Below are 19,595 nucleotides of genomic sequence, written 5' to 3' on the forward strand. Positions count from 1 at the left end.
AGCAAGCGAGCGAAGCCGGGCCGGCGGGTACCCTTGATGAGGACGGACGAAAATCCGAACCTGAGACGGGAGCCCGCCGGCGCCAGCGCCCGTCTGGCCAGACGGGCGCTGGCGAACCAGCCTCCCCGACAGTTAAGCACATCGACGACAGACAATCCTGAGGCGCGAGCCCCCACGACGGAAGACACGTCAGTCCCGACATCGGCGGGCGAGCCTCGAAGGACGCACCACGCCTCTGCAGCGACACGAACCACGAAGTCTCCGCCAGCAACGTCGTGCGTCCTTCGAGGCTCGCTTCGATCGCGCCTCAGGATAAGGACCGTCGAGGTTACTGCATCCGGACCCACCCCTCGGCATCCCACCGAACGCTGCGTCGAGCAAAGCGAGGCGGCGCGTCTCCGGGACCATCGTCTTCCGGCGGCCTCGTGTAACCGCGATGCCCGCCGTCACGCCGCCTCGCGGCCGACCCCGATCTCGTCCCAGCCAAGCCCGGGCCGCCAGCGCTCGGCGATGCGGCCGTCGCGGAGCGCCAGAAGGTGCATCCAGCCATTGTCGAACAGGGCGCGCACGCCGTCATGGCGCGCCAGCACGCCTGCGATCGCCTCCGGCGGCGCCTCGATCAGCACCGTGAGCCTCAGGGGCTCGTGGACGGGCCGCTCGCCGTCGTGCACCGCCTGCCAGGGAAGCCCGGTCCGCAGCACGCCGCCATTGCCCTCGACCACCCCGATGCCGCCGACCACGTTGTGGATCAGCTTGTTGCCGCAGCCGAACAGCTCGGGCGCGACCGTCGAGCCGTAATATTGCAGGCTGATCCAGCTCGCCACGACGACCGGCGCGGTGAGGATCAGTTCCAGGGTGGCGAAGTCGCGGTCGGTCCGCCAATCGTAGCTGTGCAGGAAGCTGCGACCGCCGAGGTCGCGACCGGCGGTCGCGCGCCGCGGCGCGGCAATGAAGGCCGCGCATCCTGCCAGCCCCCATTCGGGCCGCACCTCGGCCCAGTCGGCCGCACGCGCCGCGACGGACGACGCCGCCGCGCCCGGCAGCCGCAGCGCCCGCTCCGCGCGGGCCTGCGCCGCCGCCCTCGCAAGCCATGACCGGGCCTGAGCGAGATCGGCGGCGTGATCCGGCGCCGGCCGGTCGGTGTAGAGGGTCACCGCGTCGGTGGTGGTGTCGTGCAGTCCCGCGACGAACAGCGTGTCGGCGGGGACGTCGATGCCCTCGGCCGCCAGGCCGGCGCGGGTCTCGGGGTCGTTCAGCAGCGATGCCAGCAGCCGTGCCGAGACCTCGCCGGTCTGGCCGCCGCAGGCGCCGCAGTGGTAGCCGCTGGCATGCGGATTGTTGGTGACGCTGGCGCCATGGCCGAGCAGCAGCACCAGCCGGGCATGACCGGCGGCCAGGCCCATCGCGCGCAGCACGGCAGCGGCGGTGGAGGCCTTCTGCGCGGGTGTCCAGTCGCCCGCGATGCGCGGGGCGGGCGCTGCTACGCCGGACGCGGCGCCGAGGCCGAGCGCGTCCTTCAGCAGCTTTGCGCCGTAGAACGGCCCCGCTGCCTCGACGAAGGCGAAGGACGACACCGCAGCCTGCCGGAACCGGCCCCAAGCGCGGGCCGCGCGGGCGCCGATGCGGGACGTGGCTTCCGTCTGCGGGTCGGCCGTCGTGCAGGACAACAAGGCGGGCCGCAGCAGCACGGGCAGATGCGCCTGGGCCACGTCGGAGGCGAAGGGCCGGTGCGCCACGGGCAGGCCGAAGAACCCCGCAAAGCCCAGCGTGACGATCCCCGTGTCCAGGCTTTCGAGCGCGCGGCGGAACACCTCGGACCTGACGTCGATGCAGAAGGCGGCCTGGAGCGACGGCCGCGACGGCGTCGGCGCGAGCCCGGTCAGCGTCGTGTGCAGGAAACGCTGGTGCGCGCGCTCGGCGGCCTCCTGCAGGATGGCATCGACGACCTGCCCGGCCGTCGGCCGGACGGGCTCGGCATGGGCGGCAAGCGTGCGCGCCCAATCCGATGCGACGGCGGGGGCATGCGCAAGCAGCGCCTCTTCCCAGACCAGGCGGATCGCGAGCAGGTCGGTGATCGTGCCGTCGGTCCGATCCTCCAGTTCGGCCTGCCACAGCAGCCAGCGCGCGTGCTGCGCCCAGCCGCCGAGGTCGACATACAGCCGGTGGAACACGGTCGCGGCGGCGGCTTCGTCGATCCCCAGCCGCTCGGCGGCGCGCAGGATGGCGCGTTCGGATGTGTCGGGAACCTCGGCCACGTGGGCGCAGAAGCCGGCAAGGCCGGCGATTTCCGGCGTCAGGTCGTGCACGGCCCATTCCCGCCAGGCGGAAAAGGCGCCTTTGCCCGGCGCCGGCGTCCAGAGCGCCTGCCCCCGGTCGAAATGCCCCGATGCCCAGAGCCCGAAGGTGCGGGAGATGACGGCCGGCCAGTCGACGCCCGTCGCCGGCGCGACGAGTTCGGCAACGGTCGGCAGCGGCAGCGGCTCGGCGCTTTCCAGTCGGGCGATGGCCTTCAGGTGAGCGAGGTCGGCCGGCCTGTCTGGCGATGCACAGGCGGCAAGAGCGTCGGCGAGGTCGTCGTCGCCTATCTGCCCATCGGCGATCATGGCGGCAAAGCGCGAGCGCGGCAGGGTCGGCCGCACGCCGGCCACCCGCGCCAGCCGCGCCGCCGCGTGGGCCAGATCCTCGTCCGTCTGGCCGAGGAACGGGTTGACCGCCACCGTCGCGTCGAGCGGAAAGGCAGGCGGGATGGCGCGGGCGGCGCTCTCGGCGGCGCGGGGGATGGCACCGGCCCGCGCAGGCGGGGTCCGGGTGGGGGTCGCGAGCATGTTGTTCTCCGTCGAACAGAGTGGTCTTGCGATCAGAGGGGTCTTGCCGTCCGGAAGCCGCCGATGAGGCGATCGAGCGCGGCGTTGAGATAGAGGCCGTTGGCGACGTGGACGCGCAGTCCCGCGGCTGCCGGGTGATGCGCCCAGAGCGGAAACAGCGCCTGAGCGACGGCGATCAGCCCGAACGAACCGACCGCCACCACCACCAGCGCCCATTCCAGCGGCCCCGGAGCTGGCGGGGCGGGAAGGCTTTCGCCCCACAACACGCCGGCCGCGACATGGAAGCCGAAATAGCCGAAGGCGGCGGCCAGGGCGGCGAGGCCGGTGCGTCGCGTCAGCGCGGCCGGCGCGGCGTCGGCCAGGCCCTGCGCCACCAGATAGGCAACGCCGAAGATAAGGATGGCGCCGAGCGCCAGCGCCTGCGGTGCCTTGGGCGCGGCGAACCAGCCGAAAACCAGCGCCACGCCGGCATAGACGGCGAGTGCGAGCGCAAAGGCGCGCAGCACGGCACCGCCGCCGGGCACCGCGACCGGACCGGGGCGCCGGATGGCGGCGACCGCCTCGACCGCGCCGCCCGCCGCCAGGAAGGCGTGCGCCTTGTAGAGCGAGTGGGCGACGATGTGCAGCAGCGCCAGCGTCCAGAGCCCCAGGCCGCACTGCAGCAGCATGAAGCCCATCTGGCTGACGGTCGACCAGGCGAGCGCCGTCTTGGCGGCGCTCTGCGTCAGCATCACCGTCGCGCCGAACAGGGCCGTGAAACCGCCCAGCATGACCAGCGCCGCCATGGCGCCCGGGCTCGCCTGCACCGGCTCGGCGAGGCGGATCAGGAGCACGCCGCCGGCGTTGATGATGCCGGCGTGCAGCAGGGCGGAGACCGGCGTCGGCGCCTCCATCACCTCGGTCAGCCAGCCGTGCAGCGGGAAGGCCGCCGTCTTGAGCGCCGCCGCCAGCACCACCAGCGCGACCGCCACCTGCGCCCCGACCGGCAGTCCGGTTGCCGCAGCCCGTCCGAGGGCCGCAAGGTCCGTGGTGCCGAAGGCCAGCCAGAACAGTCCCGCCGCAACGCCCAGAAAAACATCGCCGCCGTGCCAGACCAGCGCGAATTTCGCCGCCGCACGCCGCGCCTCGGGCCGCCCCGGGTAGAAGACCAGGAGCCGCCGGAGGACGATGCCCACGGCCACGAACGCTGCCAGCATCAGCACCAGGCTGCCTGCCTGCACGAGCAGGAGCACGGCGGCCAGCGCGGTCAGCATCAGCCCGTGGAAGGCGCCCTCGCGCGCCTCGCCGTCGAGATAGCGGCGCGCATAGCGCACCACGATCCAGCCGACGAAGGCGACCAGCACGGCCATGGTCGCGCCGACGGCATCGAGCCGGAACGAGATGGCGTCCACCCCCTCCCCGGGCGTCGGCGCGGCCTGGCCGAAGACCACGAGGCGCACGACCGCCGCGGCCGCGAGGAGGAACGCCGCCAGTGCAGCGGCTTCGGCGAGGCGCGGCAGGATTCCCGGCCGCACCCCGGGACGCGCGAGGCAAAGCGCAGCCACGGCCAGCAGCAGGGGCACAGCCAGCAATGGCAGGGGGACAACGGGCATTTCCGGCTCTCCGTTTTTCGGGACACGCCGGAGATAGACCTTGATCGACTTCCATAAAATTACATATTCTGGGAGGAACCGTTCTGTCTGATGGAAGTATGTCGCTCCTCAACCTGCATCACCTGCGCCTGTTTCGTGCCGTCGCCATCGACGGCACGCTCACCCGTGCGGCGCAGCGGCTGAACCTGTCCCAGTCGGCGCTCTCGACCCAGATCCGGACGCTGGAGGACAGCCTCGGCCACGCGCTCTTCGAGCGCCGGGGGCGCGGACTGGTCCTGACGGAGGCCGGACGGATAGCGCTCGATCATGCCGAGGCGATCTTCCGCGCCGCCGACGACCTCACCGCGACGCTGCGCGAGACGGGGCGGGTCCGGCGCGCGCTGCGGGTGGGCGCGCTCGCCACCCTGTCGCGGAACTTCCAGATCCAGTTCCTGCGGCCGCTGATCGGCCGTTCGGACGTCGAGGTGGTGCTGCGCTCGGGAAGCCAGGCCGAGCTGCTGCGCGGCCTGGAGGGGCTGGCGCTCGACGTCGTCCTGACCAACCTCGCGCCGGCCCGCGACGCGTCGAGCCCCTGGCTGGTCCACAGGCTGGACGAACAGCCGGTCGGAATGATCGGCACCCCGGCCCGCGTCGGCCAGGCGCGGCGCTGCCTTGCCGAGCTGATCGCCACCGAGCCGCTGATCCTGCCCGCGCCCGACACGGCGCTGCGCGCAGCCTTCGATGCGCTGACCGCGCGTCACGGGCTGTCGCCGACGGTGGCCGCCGAGGCCGACGACATGGCCATGCTGCGCCTTCTCGCCCGCGAGGATGCCGGCCTCGCCGTCATCCCGCCGATCGTCGTGCGCGACGAACTCGAAGCCGGCATTCTCGTCGAGGCGGCCACCCTCGACGGCATCCGCGAGAGCTTCCTCGCCGTGACGCTGCAGCGCCGCTTCCCCAACCCGCTGATCGACGAGGTGCTGCGGCAATCGGCGGCCCGATAGAGGCATTGCCCTCGGCAACGCCTTGCAATTCGGCTACCGTGACGGGTCGCTGAGAACGGATGGGGTGATCGGCTTGGAGCTGCAGCCTTTTCTGGTTTCGAACACGCCGCCGACCCGGCAACAGACGATGCTGGCGGTGGGGATCGCGGCGTTGCTGGGGTGCGCCACGTTGGCAGCGATGCCCTTCGCAGGCGTTCGCCTGGAAGGCACCGAGCCCGTTCTGCCCGCCTATGCCGCCGGGCTGGCGGTCGTGGAGATCATGACGGGCGTGCTGCTTCTCGCCACCCTGACGCTGTCGCGCCACCGTGCGGTGACGGTGGTGGCAGCGGGCTACCTCTTTTCCGGGCTGCTGGCGATCCCGTGGGCGATCTCGTTCCCGGGCGTGTTCCCGGCCCTCGGCCTCGACGTGGACGTGCAGAGCACGGCGACGCTGGCGGCGGTGCGGCGGCTGGGCTTCGCGTCGTCGCTCCTCGCCTATGCCGCGCTGCGGCTCGCGGACGGTCCGGAGTCCGGCCGCGGCCAGTCGAAGGGCTCGCTGCTCGCCTGCGTGTTCGCCGTGGCCGCGGCGGCGGTCGCCGTCTCGGTGCTCGCCCTGTCGGGCGTGGGCAAGCTGCCCCGCTTCATGGCCAATACCCGCGAGGTCGCGCCCCTCTGGTCGTATGTGCCGGCAGCGGCGATGACGCTCTACGTGCTGACGGCGGGGATGCTGCTCGCCGCCCGGCGATCGGTTCTCGACCTCTGGGTGACGGTGGTCGTGTTCACGCTGGCGATGGAACTGTTCCTCCTCTCCTATGTCGCCGGCGGCACCCGGCTGACCATCGGCTGGTGGACCGGCCGCGTCCTGGGGCTCGTGTCGGCGAGCATGGTGCTGACGGTGCTGGTGTCCCAGACGGCGATCCTCTATGCCCGGCTGGCGGACACGACGGCCCGCGACAGGCAGGATCGCGAGGCGCGGCTGACGGTCATGGAAGCGCTATCGGCCTCGATCGCCCACGAGATCAACCAGCCATTGTCGAGCATGGTGACCAATGCCTATGCCGCGCTGCGGTGGCTGGGCAAGCCGGAGCCGCACGTCCCGGAAGCGACGGCGGCGCTGCAGGACATCGTCGGCGACGGCCACCGGGCCGGCCGGATCGTCGAGGAGACACGAAGCATCTTCCGCAAGACCGGCGGCGAGCGTGAACTGCTCGACCTTCCCGCGGTGCTGGAAGAAGCCCTCGACCGGCTGCGCTTCGACGTGGCGCGCGCCGGCGTGCGCCTCGCGGTCGAGCCCTTCAGGGGACCCGTGATCGTTTCCGGCAACAGGATCCAGCTCGAGCAGGTGGTCTGCAACCTTGTCACCAACGCACTGGAGGCGTTGCGCGGCATCGTCGGTCGCGAACGCCTGGTGACGATCCGCTGCCGCCGGGAAGGCAACTGGGCGGTGATCTCGTTTGCCGACAACGGGCCGGGCGTCGCGCAGCCGCAGGCGTCCAGGATCTTCGATCCGTTCTTCTCGACGAAGTCCAACGGCATGGGCATGGGACTGATGGTCTGCCGCACGGTGATCGAGGCGCATGGCGGCCAGCTCTGGCTGGAGCCAGACGCGGGCGCGGGCGCGACGTTTTCCCTGCGACTTCCGGCGCTGGACCAGGGTCGCGACGGAGGCCGCGAATGACGTCCGCGACGATCGTCTACGTGGTGGATGACGACGACGCCGTGCGCGCGTCGATCGACCGGCTGCTGCGGTCGGTCGGGCACGAGGTGGCGGGCTTTTCCGCGCCACAGGCATTTCTCGCGGCGCCGCGCCACGCCCGCCCGTCCTGCCTCGTGCTCGACGTGCGGCTGCCGTTCATGAGCGGCCTGGAGTTCCAGCGCGAGCTCGCCCTGCTCCAGATCGACATCCCGATCGTCTTCATCACCGGACATGGCGACGTCCCCATGTCGGTCGCCGCCATGAAGGCCGGCGCAGTCGAGTTCCTGATGAAACCCTTCCGCGACCAGGACCTGATCGACGCGGTGCACCGCGGCATCCAGCTCGACCGGCAGCGCGCCGAAGCGAAGCAGGCGCTGGACGAGATCAGCACCCGCCATGCATCCCTCACCGCCCGCGAGCGCGAGGTGATGTCGGCCGTCGTCTCGGGCCTGATGAACAAGCAGATCGCTGCGCTGCTCGACATCAGCGAGGTGACCGTCAAGGTCCACCGCGCCCAGGTGATGCGGAAGATGGGCGTGACCACGCTGCCGGAACTGGTCCGCCAGGCCGATCGGCTCGGCCTTCCTACACCAAAGGCCTAGACAGCCTACCCGATCGCACAATTGCCCGTATCCGCCCGGCCGCGCGATGGTCGTGCGCAGAAGAGGCGTGCCTCGCGGCGAGGGTGCGGCTCGGTGGAGCCGGACCCCGGAACTGGATCACGGATGGGCGACGAACCCCTGATCGCGGTCATCGACGACGATGCCTCGGCAAGAGGGGCAGCCCGGTCGCTGATCGGTTCGCTCGGCTTCGCGGTCGTGACCTTCGGGAGCCCGGAGGCATTCCTGGCTTCGGGCGTGGTCGAGACCGTCGCCTGCCTGGTGGTCGAGATGAGGATGACGCACATGATCGGAGACGATGTCCGGCACCGGCGCGCGGCCGCGGGAAAGGCGATCCCGATGATCGCCACGACCAAGGTCCCGCACGCGGCGACCCGCCGCTGGACGCGGGAAGCCGGGATCGTCGCCTGTCTCGAGAAGCCCCTCGAGCCCGAGAGCATGACACGCGCGCTGCGCGCTGCACTGGAACCGGATGCCACCGCGTCCTGATGCCATCGAGCCCGGCCGCCCTGCCGGCGGGTTCACTTCCGGCCGGACAAGGCCTTCGACCCAAAGGAACGCAAGATGATCCCGACTGCCTCCGCCACCCCTGCCGCCGCGCTCGTCGCGCCGGACAACCATGTGCTCATCATGATCGACTTCCAGTCGCAGATGGCCTTCGCGACGAAGTCGATCGACGCCGTGCAGCTTCGCAACAACGCCGCCCTCGTGGCGGGTGCCGCCGCCGGTTTCGAGGTTCCGGCCATCCTCACCACCGTGGCCGAAAAATCCTTCTCCGGCCCGATGTTCGACGAGATCGGCGCTGCCTTTCCCGGCCAGGCAATGCTCGACCGGACCTCGATGAACACCTGGGAAGACGAGGCCGTCATCGCCGAGGTCAACAGGATCGGCAAGGGCCGGATCGTGCTTTGCGGCCTGTGGACGAGCGTCTGCATCGTCGGGCCGGCGCTGTCGGCGCTGGCACAGGGTTTCGAGGTCTGCGTCATCGCCGATGCCTGCGGCGACGTTTCCGACGAGGCGCATGAGCGCGCCATGGAGCGCATGGTCCAGGCCGGCGTGCAGCCGATGACGTCGCTGCAGTATCTGCTGGAACTGCAGCGCGACTGGGCGCGCGCTGCGACCTACGACATGACCACGGGCATCGCCAAACGCTTCGGCGGCGCCTACGGCCTCGGCATCATCTACGCCAAATCCATGTTCGGCGCATCGGAAGGCCACTGATCCTCTGCAGCGGGCGGCTCCGCGCGCGAAGCCGCAGCCGCCGAACGACCGGGAGCGACGCGACATGCGCATCTACCTTCTCTCGCTCGGTGCCGGACTGCTGGTCGGCATCGTCTACAGCCTGCTCGGCGTGCGCTCTCCGGCACCGCCGATCGTCGCGCTGATCGGTCTGCTCGGCATCCTGATCGGCGAACAGGCGATGCCGATGGTTCGGCACATGCTGCGCGGCGCTCCGGTGACGGTGGGATGGTTCGTCGAGCACCGGCTGCCGCACTTGTTCGGTGAACTGCCGAAGGGAACCGACGCCCGCGTCGATCGCCGGGAGCCCGGCGGCCGGTCGCCGGGCTGACGGCGGCACGCCGCGAGACGGAAACGAAAGCGGGAGCACGCGATGACACCCGACCTGGTCCTGTTCAACGGGCGCATCACCACCCTCGACCGCAAGCGGCCGGTGGCGAGCGCCGCAGCCATCCGCGACGGCCGCTTCGAGGCGGTGGGCGAGGATGCGGCGATCCTGGCGATGGCGGCACCGGACACGCGGCGCATCGATCTTCGCCGCCGCTGCGTGCTGCCGGGGCTGATCGACAACCACACCCACGTCGTCCGCGGCGGCCTGAACTTCAACATGGAGCTGCGCTGGGACGGCGTGACCTCGCTCGCCGACGCGATGGACATGCTGCGCCGGCAGGTGGCGGTCACCCCGCCGCCGCAATGGGTGCGCGTCATCGGCGCCTTCACCGAGCACCAGTTTGCCGAAAAGCGCCTGCCGACGCTGGACGAGATCAACGCCGCCGCGCCCGACACGCCGGTGTTCCTGCTGCATCTCTACGACCGCGCGCTGCTCAACGGCGCGGCGCTGCGGGCGGTAGGCTACGACCGCGACACGCCCAACCCGCCCGGCGGCGAGATCGAGCGCGACGCGCGCGGCAACCCGACCGGGCTGCTGCTGGCCAGGCCGAACGCCGGAATCCTCTACGCCACCCTCGCCAGGGGGCCGAAGCTGCCGCCCGATTACCAGCTCAACTCCACCCGCCACTTCATGCGCGAGCTGAACCGGCTGGGAGTGACCGGCGTCATCGACGCAGGCGGCGGCTTCCAGACCTATCCGGAAGACTACGAGGTGATCCGGCAGCTCGCCGAGGCCGGGCAGATGACGGTGCGGCTCGCCTACAACCTGTTCACGCAGAAGCCGAAGCAGGAAAAGCAGGACTTCCTCGCCTGGACCCGCAGCGTCACCTATCGCCAGGGCGACGACTACTTCCGCCACAATGGCGCAGGCGAGATGCTGGTCTTCTCGGCCGCCGACTTCGAGGACTTCCGCGAACCCCGGCCCGACATGGCCGCATCGATGGAGGACGACCTCGAGGGGGTCGTGCGCATCCTGGCCGAGAACCGCTGGCCCTGGCGGCTGCATGCGACCTATGACGAGACCATCAGCCGCGCGCTCGACGTCTTCGAGACGGTCGCCCGCGACATCCCCTTCGACGGCCTGCACTGGATGTTCGACCATGCCGAGACGATCTCGGAGCGCTCGATCGACCGGGTCGCCGCGCTCGGCGGCGGCGTCGCCACGCAGCATCGCATGGCCTATCAGGGCGAGTATTTCGTCGAACGCTACGGTGCCGCGGCCGCCGAGGCGACGCCGCCGATCGCCCGGATGCTGGACAAGGGCGTGCAGGTCTCGGCCGGCACCGACGCGACGCGTGTCGCCTCCTACAACCCGTGGGTCTCGCTCGCCTGGATGGTCACCGGCCGCACCGTCGGCGGCACGATCATCACGCCGCCGCGCAACCGGCTCGACCGCGAGACCGCGCTGCGGATGTGGACCGAGAAGGTCGCCTGGTTCTGCAACGACGAGGGCCGGCGCGGGCGGATCGAACCGGGTTACCTGGCCGATCTCATCGTCCCCGACCGCGATTATTTCGGCGTGCCGGAAGCCGAACTCTCGCATCTCGTCTCCGACCTGACGATGGTCGGCGGCAAGGTTGTGTGGGGTTCCGGGGATTTCGCCGCCCTGGACGAGAACCCGCTGCCGCCGGCCATGCCTGACTGGTCGCCGGTGCGCCGCTTCGGCGGCTATGGCGCCTGGGCCGGGCCGGGGGCGACCGGATCGGCGCAGGCCTTCCGGCGCGTCGGCTGCGGCTGCGAAGACGCCTGCGCGGTGCACGGCCACGACCATGTCCTCGCCTGGGGCTCGGACGTGCCGGTCGGCGACCATAAGGGCTTTTTCGGGGCGCTCGGCTGCGCCTGCTGGATCTGAGCCGATGCAGCGCGCGACGCCGATCCTGCACCGTCTCGGGCTCGTCCTGCTCTGCGCGGCCTATGTCCAGGGCCCGCTGACGAAGATGCTCGACTTCCCGGGCGCGCTGGCCGAGATGGCGCATTTCGGGCTGCGGCCGCCGCTCCTGTTTGCGCTCGGCGTGATCGTCTTCGAACTCGCGGCCTCCGCCGCCGTGATCTCCGGGGCGCTGCGACGTCCCGCGGCGCTGGCGCTCGGCGCCTTCACGATCGCGGCGAGCGTCGTCGCGCTGCCCTTCTGGACGCTGCCTGCCGGTCACGAGCGCCTGATGGCGATGAACGGGTTCTTCGAGCATCTCGGTCTTGCCGGCGCCTTCCTGCTGGTCGCGCTGGCAACGAAAGGCGAACCGTCATGACGGGCGCGAAGCCAGCCGCCGCCGCCGCACCGGCCGGCGCTTTCGCGCCGCTCGCCGGCCGCGTCTTCCTGGTCCTCTGGGCGGCTACGATCATCGGCAATGTCGGCAGCTTCATCCGCGACACGGCGAGCGGCTGGCTCGCCACGGATCTCAGCGCCTCGCCAGCCGCGATCGCCACCGTCCAGGCGGCCGCGACGCTGCCGATCTTCCTGCTGGCCATTCCGGCGGGCGTGCTCTCCGACATCCTCGACCGGCGCCGCTTCCTGATCGCCATCCAGCTCTTCCTCGCCACCGTCAGCGTGGCGCTGATGCTGCTGTCGGCGAGCGGCCTCACCTCGCTCACGGCGCTGGTTGCGCTCACCTTCTTCGGCGGCGTCGGGGCCGCGCTGATGGCGCCGACGTGGCAGGCGATCGTGCCGGAGCTGGTGGAGCGGCCGATGATGAAGCAGGCGGTCGCGCTCAACTCGCTCGGCATCAACATCGCCCGCGCCATCGGGCCGGCCGCCGGCGGCCTGCTGCTGGCCGTCGCCGGCGCGACGGCGACCTATGCCGTCGACGTCGCGACCTACGCGGTCGTCATCGCCGCGCTTTTCTGGTGGCCGCGCGCGGCGCGCGGCGCCGACCCGCTCGCCGAACGCTTCGGCGGCGCCTTCCGCGCGGGGCTGCGCTACGCGCGCGAGAGCCGGGAACTGCATCGCGTTCTGCTGCGTGCAGCCGCATTCTTCCTCTGCGCCAGCGCGGTGTGGGCGTTGCTGCCGCTGGTCGCCCGCGACGTGCTGGGCGGCGGCTCCGGCCTCTACGGCCTGCTTCTCGGCGCGGTCGGCCTCGGCGCCATCCTCGGCGCGGTGCTTTTGCCGCGGCTGCGCTCCCGGCTCGGCGCCGACGGCGTGCTTCTCGCTGCTGCGCTGGCCACCGCCCTCGTCATGGCGCTGCTCGCCGCCGGACCTGCGCCCTGGCAGGCGCTGATGCTGCTGCTCGTCCTCGGCGCGGCCTGGATCGGGGCGCTGACGACGCTGAACGCGACGGCACAGGCCGTGCTGCCCGACTGGGTGCGCGGCCGGGCGCTCGCGGTCTATCTCACCGTCTTCAACGGCGCGATGACGGCGGGCAGCCTCGTCTGGGGCGGCGTGGCGCAGTTCGCCGGCATCGCCCCGACGCTGCTCCTGGCGGCCGCCGTGCTCGCCACCGTCGGGCTGCTGTTCCACCGGGCGAAGCTGCCCGAGGGCGATGCCGACCTGATGCCGTCCCACCACTGGCCGGAGCCGCTGGTGACGGCCGAGGTGAATGGCGATCGCGGCCCGGCGCTCGTCACAATCGCTTACAGGGTGAGCGCCGCCGACCGGGCAGCCTTCCTGGAGGCGATCCACCGGCTCTCCCGCTCGCGCCGCCGCGACGGCGCCTTCGCCTGGGGCATCACCGAGGACGTCGCCGATCCGGAGACGCTGCTCGAATGGTTCCTGGTGGCGTCCTGGGCCGAGCATCTGCGCCAGCATCGCCGGGTCGCGGGCCAGGATGCCGACCTGCAGCACGAGGTGCAGCGCTTCCACTTCGGCGGGCAGCCGCCGCAGGTGCGCCACTTCCTCACCCTCGATCCGGCCTGAAGGAGACAGCCATGCGGCTCCAGCCCAACCGACGCCAGACGCTCGCCGGCGCCGGCGCTCTCACCCTTTCCCTCGGCCTGCCGGGCAGCGGCAGCGCCTTCGCCCTCCACCCCCCTCAAGGAGACATGACCATGGGCACGATCGAGACGAAGGACGGCACGACGATCTTCTACAAGGACTGGGGCTCCGGCCAGCCCATCCTGTTCTCGCACGGCTGGCCGCTTTCGGGAGATGCCTGGGACACGCAGATGCTGTTCTTCGGCCAGAACGGCTACCGCGTCATCGCGCACGACCGGCGCGGCCACGGCCGGTCGGACCAGCCCTGGACCGGCAACGACATGGACCAGTATGCCGACGACCTCGCCGAACTGATCGAAAAGCTCGACCTGAAGGACCTGATCCTGATCGGGCACTCGACCGGCGGCGGCGAGGTGGCGCGCTATATCGGCCGCCACGGCACGTCGCGCGTCGCCAGGGTGGTGCTCGTCGGCGCCGTGCCGCCGCTGATGCTGAAGACGGACGCCAATCCCGAGGGCACGCCGATCGAGGTGTTCGACGCAATTCGTCAGGGCACGGCGCTGCAGCGCGCGCAGTTCTTCCTCGACCTGACAATGCCCTTCTACGGCTTCAACCGCGACGGCGCGACGGAACAGCCGGGGCTGCGGGAGAAGTTCTGGCTGCAGGGCATGGCGGGCTCCATCAAGGGCCACTACGACTGCGTCCACGAATTCTCCGAGGTCGACTACACCGAGGACCTGAAGAAGATCGACGTGCCGGCGCTGGTGATCCACGGCTCCGACGACCAGATCGTGCCGATCGCGGCTTCGGCCGAGAAGGCGGTCAGGATCCTGCCCCGCGGGACGCTCGTCGTGTTCGAGGGCGGGCAGCACGGGCTGGCCGAGCTCGAGCCCGAGAAGTTCAACCGCACCGTGCTCGATTTCCTCGCCTGAGCGCATGCGAAGGAGGGGGCGCCGGTGGCTGCCCCCTTCCGACATCTCCAGGTTTGCCGAACCGGATCGGTGACTGGGGCCATGCCCGCGCTGACGGTCAGGCCGCGACCGGGATCTCCATGCCGATCCTGAAGTTCGCAGCATCGGCCCGGCTCAGGATGCCGTTCCATTTCCGCTCGATCAGGGCACCGATCAGCTTCGAGCCGAAGCCGCTGCCTTTCGCCGACTGCTGCGCCGTCGACAGGACGTCGTCCCACTCGAGCCAGAAGATGCGCGTTCCGTCGGCGCGCGTCCGGAACGCCCAGCAGACCCGGACAGTCCCCTCCGGGCGGCCGAGCGTGCCGTATTTCATCGAGTTCGTCGCGAGTTCATGCAGCACGAGGCCCATGTCGAAGCACAGCTCCGGCGGCAGCAGGACGTTGCGTCCCTCGGCCGTCACCCGGTCGCCGAAGGGTTTCAGCGTTTCCTCCACCAGTTCGGCGAAAGGCGTCGACGACCAGCCGCCGCGCGCGACCACGTAGTTGGAGCGCGCCAGCGCGCTCAGCCGGTCGCTGAACGACCGCCGGGCGAGCTGGGTATCCGCATCGGCAGCGAAGGTCTGGCTGGCGATGCTGTTGACCAGTTGCAGCATGTTCCCCGCCCGGTGCGCCATCTCGCGCATGAGCAGCAGTCGATGTCCGGCTGCGGCTGCCTGGCGCGCGGCACCGGCCACGATGTGGGCGAGCGACTGGAGAAACTCGGCGTCGGCTTCGTCGAAGATCCGAACCGCGCGAGCATGGATGCCGAAGACACCGAACGGACGCGCCTCCGATCCCGGGATGATCACCGAGACGCCGCTTCTGACGCCGTGATCATGCAGGAGCTGCGGTCCATTGAACCGCGTCTCGCACAGAAGGTCCCGCACGATGACCGGGGCGGTTTCCAGCAAGGTGAAGCCGGCCTGCGAATCCCGGTCGATGCCCACCGTCCCGTGCCCGACGAGGCCGTCGGCCCAGCCGATGCCGGCGCGGAGCACGAGATGATCGGCAGCGTCGGCGAACTGCAGGATCTTGGTGAGCGGCACGTCGAGCACGTCGGCCGCCACCCGCACGGCCTCGTCAAGCACGCTCTGCAGGTCGCCCTGTTCGAGGGCGAAAGCGCCGAAGCGCGCGACGGCACGCTGCTGGCCGAGGATCCGCTTCAGCTGCCGTTCGTTGCGAACCCGCGCGGAGACGTCCAAGCAGACCCCGGTCAGGTAACGGGCGCCGTCCGGCGCGAGCACGATACCGCCCGAGGTCTCGATCCACACGTCGGCACGGTCGAGCCGGGGCGAGGTCCGGTAGACGGCGCGGTAGGGGTCGCCGGTCTCGATGCACGCCTTGATCTTCTGCCATACGCCGTCGGCATCCTCGGGGTGGAGGTCGCGCTGGAAGCTCGCCAGGCTTCCGTCGAAGGATCCGGGCGGAAGGTGATGGACGGTTTCGAGGTTGCGGGTCCATTGCAGGCGGTCGCTGTCGATCCGCCAGCGCCAGACGCCCGCGCCGCCGAGGCGCAGGCCGTCATCGAGCGCGCCGGCATCCGAGAGAAACGAATCGGCCCCGACGGGAATCTCTTCCATACTGTTCATTCGTTGATCCTAATGCATCGCCGGCACAATGAACATCGCAGCTTCGTTTCCACACGAGCATCGATCGGTGGAACGGAGCGGTTCCGCTTTGCGGCGCGCCGACCATGAACGCCGGGAACCGGCAATCGCTCCCGATCCGCCGCTCCTGACAGCGGGCGTCGACTCCAGACGTTCTTCGCCGTTCGAGCCCGCATCTTCCAGGCGGGCAGTTCGCCCCGCGGCGAAAGGCTCGCCCGGGGAGCCGTCTCTGCCGCTGCAGCGGGTCGCGAAACACGCGTCAATTGCCTGCGGTATCAATACTTGCTAATATGCTGCCCGGGGCGATGCTCATTCGGGTATACGTCGATGTCAATCCAATGGAAGCGACTTCTGCTTGCGGGCCTGCTCTGGCTCGTACCCTTTTCCGCGCCCGCGGCCGAACAGGTCGGCGAGGCGGTGCTCATCAACAGATCGGTGTCCGGCGACGGGCGGAGGCTGGCGGTCCGGTCGCCGGTCCATCGCGACGAGCGGATCGTCACGTCCAGCACGGGCATCGGCGAGTTCCTTTTCCGCGACGGCACGAAATTCGCCGTCGGGATGAACTCCTCGGTCGTGATCGACAGCTTCGTCTATGCCGGCGACCGCTCCTTCAAGGACCTGACGCTCAAAGCCGCCAAGGGCAGCTTTCGCTGGATCAGCGGCGGGTCGCCGTCGTCCGCCTACAGGATCGACACGCCCGCCGGCATCATCGGCGTCCGCGGCACGGCGCTCGACATCTATGTGGGCGACGGCGGACTGACCGCCGTGGTGCTGCTGACCGGGGCGGCGCGTTTCTGCGGGGCGAGCGGCTGCGAGGAACTGCGGCGGCGCTGCGACTATGTGATCGCGACGCCGCAGGGCTCGATCACGTCTCCCGCGCGGGTGACCCAGGGCGTGCTGCGCCAGCTCTCGAACGTCTGGGCGCTGCCCTTCCTGACGGGCGACCAGTCCCTGTCCCAGGGCTTCAGGACCGGAAGCAGCTGCGGCTTCGCCAGCGCGACTGCCCCGAGTTCGTCCGAAGGCCGCGACGGTGCCGGGTCGCCGAGCCCCGATCCGTCTCCCGACGATGGCGGTGAAGGCGGTGAAGGCGGTGAAGGCAACGATCCGGACTACTAAAGCGTGTCGCGATCTTTCAGATTCGCTCCGCACGCTTTAGGTCTTTGTTTTCGCGCATGTCTTTCACCCGAAACCGGTGCCCACTTTCGGGAGACATGCTTTAACGCGATCGATCTGCGGCGGCGGCAGACCGGCCGGCGATCCGGCCGGCTTCTGTCGGGCGTCAGAGTTCCAGCTCGCCCTGCCCCTGGTCGAGCGCCGTGATGACACCGGCGGCGAGCGACCGGGTGACGCGGGTCTTCTGCTCGAGGGCGATGCGGTCGAGCTGATCGACGACGCGGCCCGCGGTCGACAGCGAACGCTCGATGCGGGAGATCAGATAGGCGACGACGTGGGCTTCCACCTCCACCTGGCGGTCGGCGAAGAGCTTGGTGATGACGCCTGCGAGCAGCAGGTCGTCCGGCTCGCCGATCTCGACGACGGTCGCGGCCCGCAGGCGCGAGACGAGGTCGGGCAGCGTCACCCCCCAGGCTGCCGGCAGTGCCCGGGACGTCAGGAGCATCTGGGAGCCGGCGGCACGGACCTGGTTGATCAGGTGGAAGAGCGCGGTCTGGTCGATCATGCCGGCGGCGATGCCGTCGACCAGGATTGCCCTGCCCTGCTGCGCCGCATCCTGACCCTGCCCGAGCCGGTCCGGCGCGAGCCGCACCGCATTCGCCGCCTGCGCCCATATCTCCGCCAGGTGCGACTTGCCCGAGCCGGCCGGTCCGGCGAGCACCGCGACCGGAGCGGCCCAGTCGGGCCAGCGGTCGACGAGCGCCACGGCAGCGGCGTTGGCCGGCGAGACGATCAGGTTCTCGCGCGACAATTCGGCATGATGGCCGAGATCGAGCGGCAATTGCCGCGCCCTGGCGTCCGGTGCTCTCGGCATGGACTCACTCCGGCCTGGCGGCCGGATCGGCGGTGAGACCGGTGGCCTCGCCGTGGCCGCGATACATGGGAGAATCGAGATAGCGCGAGAGGGCGAAACGGACGAGCACGGCCACGGCGGCCGAGGCCGGCACCGCAAGCAGCAGGCCGACGAAGCCGAACAGCGAGCCGAAGGCAAACAGCGCAAACATCAGCCAGACCGGATGCAGCCCGACGCTCTTGCCGACCAGTTTCGGCTGCAGGATGTTGCCCTCGATGAACTGGCCGGCGAAGAAGATGCCGGCGACGGCGGCCACCATGGTCCAGTCGGGCCAGAACTGGACGAAGGCGACACCCACCGACAGGACGAGCCCGACGAGCGAACCGATGTAGGGGATGAAGCTGATCAATCCGGCGAACAGGCCGATCAGCAGCCCGAAATTGAGGCCGACGACGGTCAGGCCGACGGCGTAGAGAACGCCAAGAATGATGCAGAGCGTGCCCTGCCCGCGCAGGAAGCCGGCGGTGGCGGTGTTGATGTCCTTGGCCAGCCGGCGCACCGTGCCGACATGGTCGCGCGGAATCCAGCTGTCCACCTTGGCGATCATGCGATCCCAGTCGAGCAGCATGTAGAAGGCCACGACCGGGGTGACGACGAGCAGGCCGCCGATGTTGATGATCGCGAGGCCCGAGGTCCACAGCGACTGGAACAGCCCGGTCAGGAAGCCTGCCCCCTGGGAGATCAGGCCGCTCAGCGCTTCGCGCAGGCTTTGCGCGTCGACGCCGATGGTCCGCTCCAGCCAGCCCGGATCGAAATCGGTGATCAGCGCCTGCAGCGTGGCGAGATAGGCCGGCAGATTGGCGGCGAAGCCCGCGAACTGGGTGGCGAGGATCGGCACGATGACCATCAGCGCCAGCACGAAGGAGACGAGGAAGGCGAACAGGATGACGATGGTGGCGGCCAGCCGAGACAGGCCGCGGCGCTCCAGCCAGTCGGCCACGGGATCGAGGAAATAGGCCAGCACCATGCCGGCCACGAAGGGCAGCAGGATCGAGCTGAAGACCAGCAGGAACACGACGACCAGCACGAAGGTGCCGAGCCAGAACAGCATCTGGCGCGTCAGGGAGGCCTTCGCCGCCGTCTCGACCTCCACGTCAGTGCCCGGGGTGTTCGCTCTCGCCATCGCCGTTCATATGCCTGAGCCAGGCCACGAGATAGGCTGCCGCCGAAGCGACGGTCAAGAGGCCGGTCAGCACGATCAGGGCATCACGCAGATTGTCGATTGCGGACGCGAAGGAAAGTTCGCCGAGCACGAGAGCGGCCAGAAGGATCTGCACGGTGGTGTTGGCCTTGGAGACGAAGAGCGGCTTCACGACGACCGGATTGCCCATCACGTAGGAGAGCAGCACGGCGCCGACGATCAGCGCATCGCGCGAGACGACGCCAATGACCAGCCAGAGCGGCAGTTCGCCCATGTGGCCGAGCACGACGAAGACGGAGACGAGAAGCAGCTTGTCGGCGATCGGATCGAGATAGGCGCCGAGTTCCGAGCGCTGGTTGAACTGGCGGGCGATGAAGCCGTCGACGCCATCCGAGATGCCCGCGACGATGAAGCCGGCGAAGGCCCAGTCGAGCTCACCCGACATCAGCGCGTAGACGACGCCGGGCACGAGGATGAAGCGAAGGATCGTGATGATGTTGGGAATGGTCACGGCATTGTCTCGGCAGGGACGGTCTCGCTCGGCGCTGCAGCCGCTTGCCGGTTGCCGCTGCGCCGAGGTCTACCTTCCGGTTGCCGCCGTACATGGCGGCTTCCCCGCCAAGCTTCAAGCCGCCAGCGGCCTGAGGCCGGCTGTCCATGCAGGGTCGCCGCCTTCGAAGCAA

General features: G+C 70.0%; 17 protein-coding genes. 11 read left to right on the forward strand and 6 right to left on the reverse strand.

Translation table 11 applies throughout. The annotated features are described in order from the left end of the window. Positions 1 to 446 precede the first annotated feature (446 nt). Together N1F91_RS28115 and N1F91_RS28120 are read right to left on the reverse strand one after the other, a co-directional pair. Positions 447 to 2,825 carry a DUF2309 domain-containing protein gene (locus N1F91_RS28115; protein ID WP_289997065.1) on the reverse strand — a complete coding sequence of 793 codons (2,379 nt, stop codon included), beginning with the start codon at positions 2,823 to 2,825 and terminating at the stop codon, positions 447 to 449. Between the two features lie 32 nt (positions 2,826 to 2,857). Then, the gene (locus tag N1F91_RS28120) at positions 2,858 to 4,417 is read right to left on the reverse strand and encodes a proton-conducting transporter membrane subunit (protein ID WP_289997066.1); all 1,560 of its coding nucleotides are present in this window, start codon (positions 4,415 to 4,417) and stop codon (positions 2,858 to 2,860) included. 98 nt (positions 4,418 to 4,515) lie between these two features. Here N1F91_RS28120 and N1F91_RS28125 point away from each other — a divergent pair, with 98 nt between their 5' ends. The 10 genes from N1F91_RS28125 to N1F91_RS28170 all read left to right on the forward strand — a co-directional run bounded on the left by N1F91_RS28125 (position 4,516) and on the right by N1F91_RS28170 (position 14,121). After that, positions 4,516 to 5,400 (forward strand): LysR family transcriptional regulator, encoded by an 885-nt coding sequence (locus tag N1F91_RS28125; protein WP_289997067.1) that lies wholly within the window; start codon positions 4,516 to 4,518, stop codon positions 5,398 to 5,400. Between the two features lie 73 nt (positions 5,401 to 5,473). Next, the gene (locus N1F91_RS28130; RefSeq protein WP_289997068.1) at positions 5,474 to 7,057 is read left to right on the forward strand and encodes an ATP-binding protein; all 1,584 of its coding nucleotides are present in this window, start codon (positions 5,474 to 5,476) and stop codon (positions 7,055 to 7,057) included. After that, positions 7,054 to 7,677: a response regulator gene (locus N1F91_RS28135; RefSeq protein WP_289997069.1), complete on the forward strand. Its 624-nt coding sequence runs from the start codon at positions 7,054 to 7,056 to the stop codon at positions 7,675 to 7,677. The genes N1F91_RS28130 and N1F91_RS28135 overlap by 4 nt, the downstream gene beginning before the upstream one ends. A gap of 123 nt (positions 7,678 to 7,800) precedes the next feature. Continuing rightward, positions 7,801 to 8,184 (forward strand): response regulator, encoded by a 384-nt coding sequence (locus N1F91_RS28140; protein ID WP_289997071.1) that lies wholly within the window; start codon positions 7,801 to 7,803, stop codon positions 8,182 to 8,184. Positions 8,185 to 8,259: 75 nt separating this feature from the next. Beyond that, entirely contained in the window at positions 8,260 to 8,916 is a 657-nt protein-coding gene (locus N1F91_RS28145; protein ID WP_289997073.1) for a hydrolase, read from the forward strand. Positions 8,917 to 8,980: 64 nt separating this feature from the next. Further along, positions 8,981 to 9,265, forward strand: a complete 285-nt coding sequence (locus N1F91_RS28150; RefSeq protein ID WP_289997074.1) for a DUF1427 family protein — start codon at positions 8,981 to 8,983, stop codon at positions 9,263 to 9,265. A 42-nt stretch (positions 9,266 to 9,307) separates the two neighbouring features. Further along, a complete protein-coding gene (locus N1F91_RS28155) occupies positions 9,308 to 11,176 on the forward strand; it encodes an amidohydrolase (protein ID WP_289997075.1) in 1,869 nt (622 codons plus the stop codon). A 4-nt stretch (positions 11,177 to 11,180) separates the two neighbouring features. Next, entirely contained in the window at positions 11,181 to 11,570 is a 390-nt protein-coding gene (locus N1F91_RS28160; RefSeq protein WP_289997076.1) for a DoxX family protein, read from the forward strand. Then, complete coding sequence (locus N1F91_RS28165; protein WP_289997077.1) at positions 11,567 to 13,171, forward strand: MFS transporter; 1,605 nt, start codon at positions 11,567 to 11,569, stop codon at positions 13,169 to 13,171. Before N1F91_RS28160 ends, N1F91_RS28165 begins: the two co-directional genes overlap by 4 nt. 131 nt (positions 13,172 to 13,302) lie before the next feature. Then, complete coding sequence (locus N1F91_RS28170; RefSeq protein WP_289997096.1) at positions 13,303 to 14,121, forward strand: alpha/beta hydrolase; 819 nt, start codon at positions 13,303 to 13,305, stop codon at positions 14,119 to 14,121. 97 nt (positions 14,122 to 14,218) lie between these two features. On the opposite strand, the gene N1F91_RS28175 is transcribed toward N1F91_RS28170, so the two are convergent. Then, on the reverse strand, positions 14,219 to 15,727 hold the full coding sequence (locus tag N1F91_RS28175) for an HWE histidine kinase domain-containing protein (protein ID WP_289997079.1): 1,509 nt from the start codon (positions 15,725 to 15,727) through the stop codon (positions 14,219 to 14,221). 345 nt (positions 15,728 to 16,072) lie between these two features. On the opposite strand from N1F91_RS28175, the gene N1F91_RS28180 reads away from it, so the two are divergent. Beyond that, positions 16,073 to 16,861, forward strand: coding sequence for a FecR domain-containing protein (locus tag N1F91_RS28180; RefSeq protein ID WP_289997081.1), 789 nt, complete (start codon positions 16,073 to 16,075; stop codon positions 16,859 to 16,861). Positions 16,862 to 17,024: 163 nt separating this feature from the next. Here N1F91_RS28180 and hdaA read toward each other — a convergent pair whose 3' ends face one another. Genes hdaA through N1F91_RS28195 form a run of 3 tightly spaced genes read right to left on the reverse strand, consistent with a single transcriptional unit; the run spans position 17,025 to position 19,423 of the window. Then, positions 17,025 to 17,732, reverse strand: a complete 708-nt coding sequence (hdaA, locus tag N1F91_RS28185; RefSeq protein WP_289997082.1) for a DnaA regulatory inactivator HdaA — start codon at positions 17,730 to 17,732, stop codon at positions 17,025 to 17,027. A 4-nt stretch (positions 17,733 to 17,736) separates the two neighbouring features. Beyond that, positions 17,737 to 18,894, reverse strand: coding sequence for an AI-2E family transporter (locus N1F91_RS28190; protein WP_289997083.1), 1,158 nt, complete (start codon positions 18,892 to 18,894; stop codon positions 17,737 to 17,739). After that, complete coding sequence (locus N1F91_RS28195) at positions 18,866 to 19,423, reverse strand: CDP-alcohol phosphatidyltransferase family protein (protein ID WP_289997084.1); 558 nt, start codon at positions 19,421 to 19,423, stop codon at positions 18,866 to 18,868. The genes N1F91_RS28190 and N1F91_RS28195 overlap by 29 nt, the downstream gene beginning before the upstream one ends. Between the last annotated feature and the right edge of the window lie 172 nt (positions 19,424 to 19,595).

Source organism: Aquibium sp. ELW1220 (assembly GCF_030398385.1).
Lineage (GTDB): Bacteria > Pseudomonadota > Alphaproteobacteria > Rhizobiales > Rhizobiaceae > Aquibium.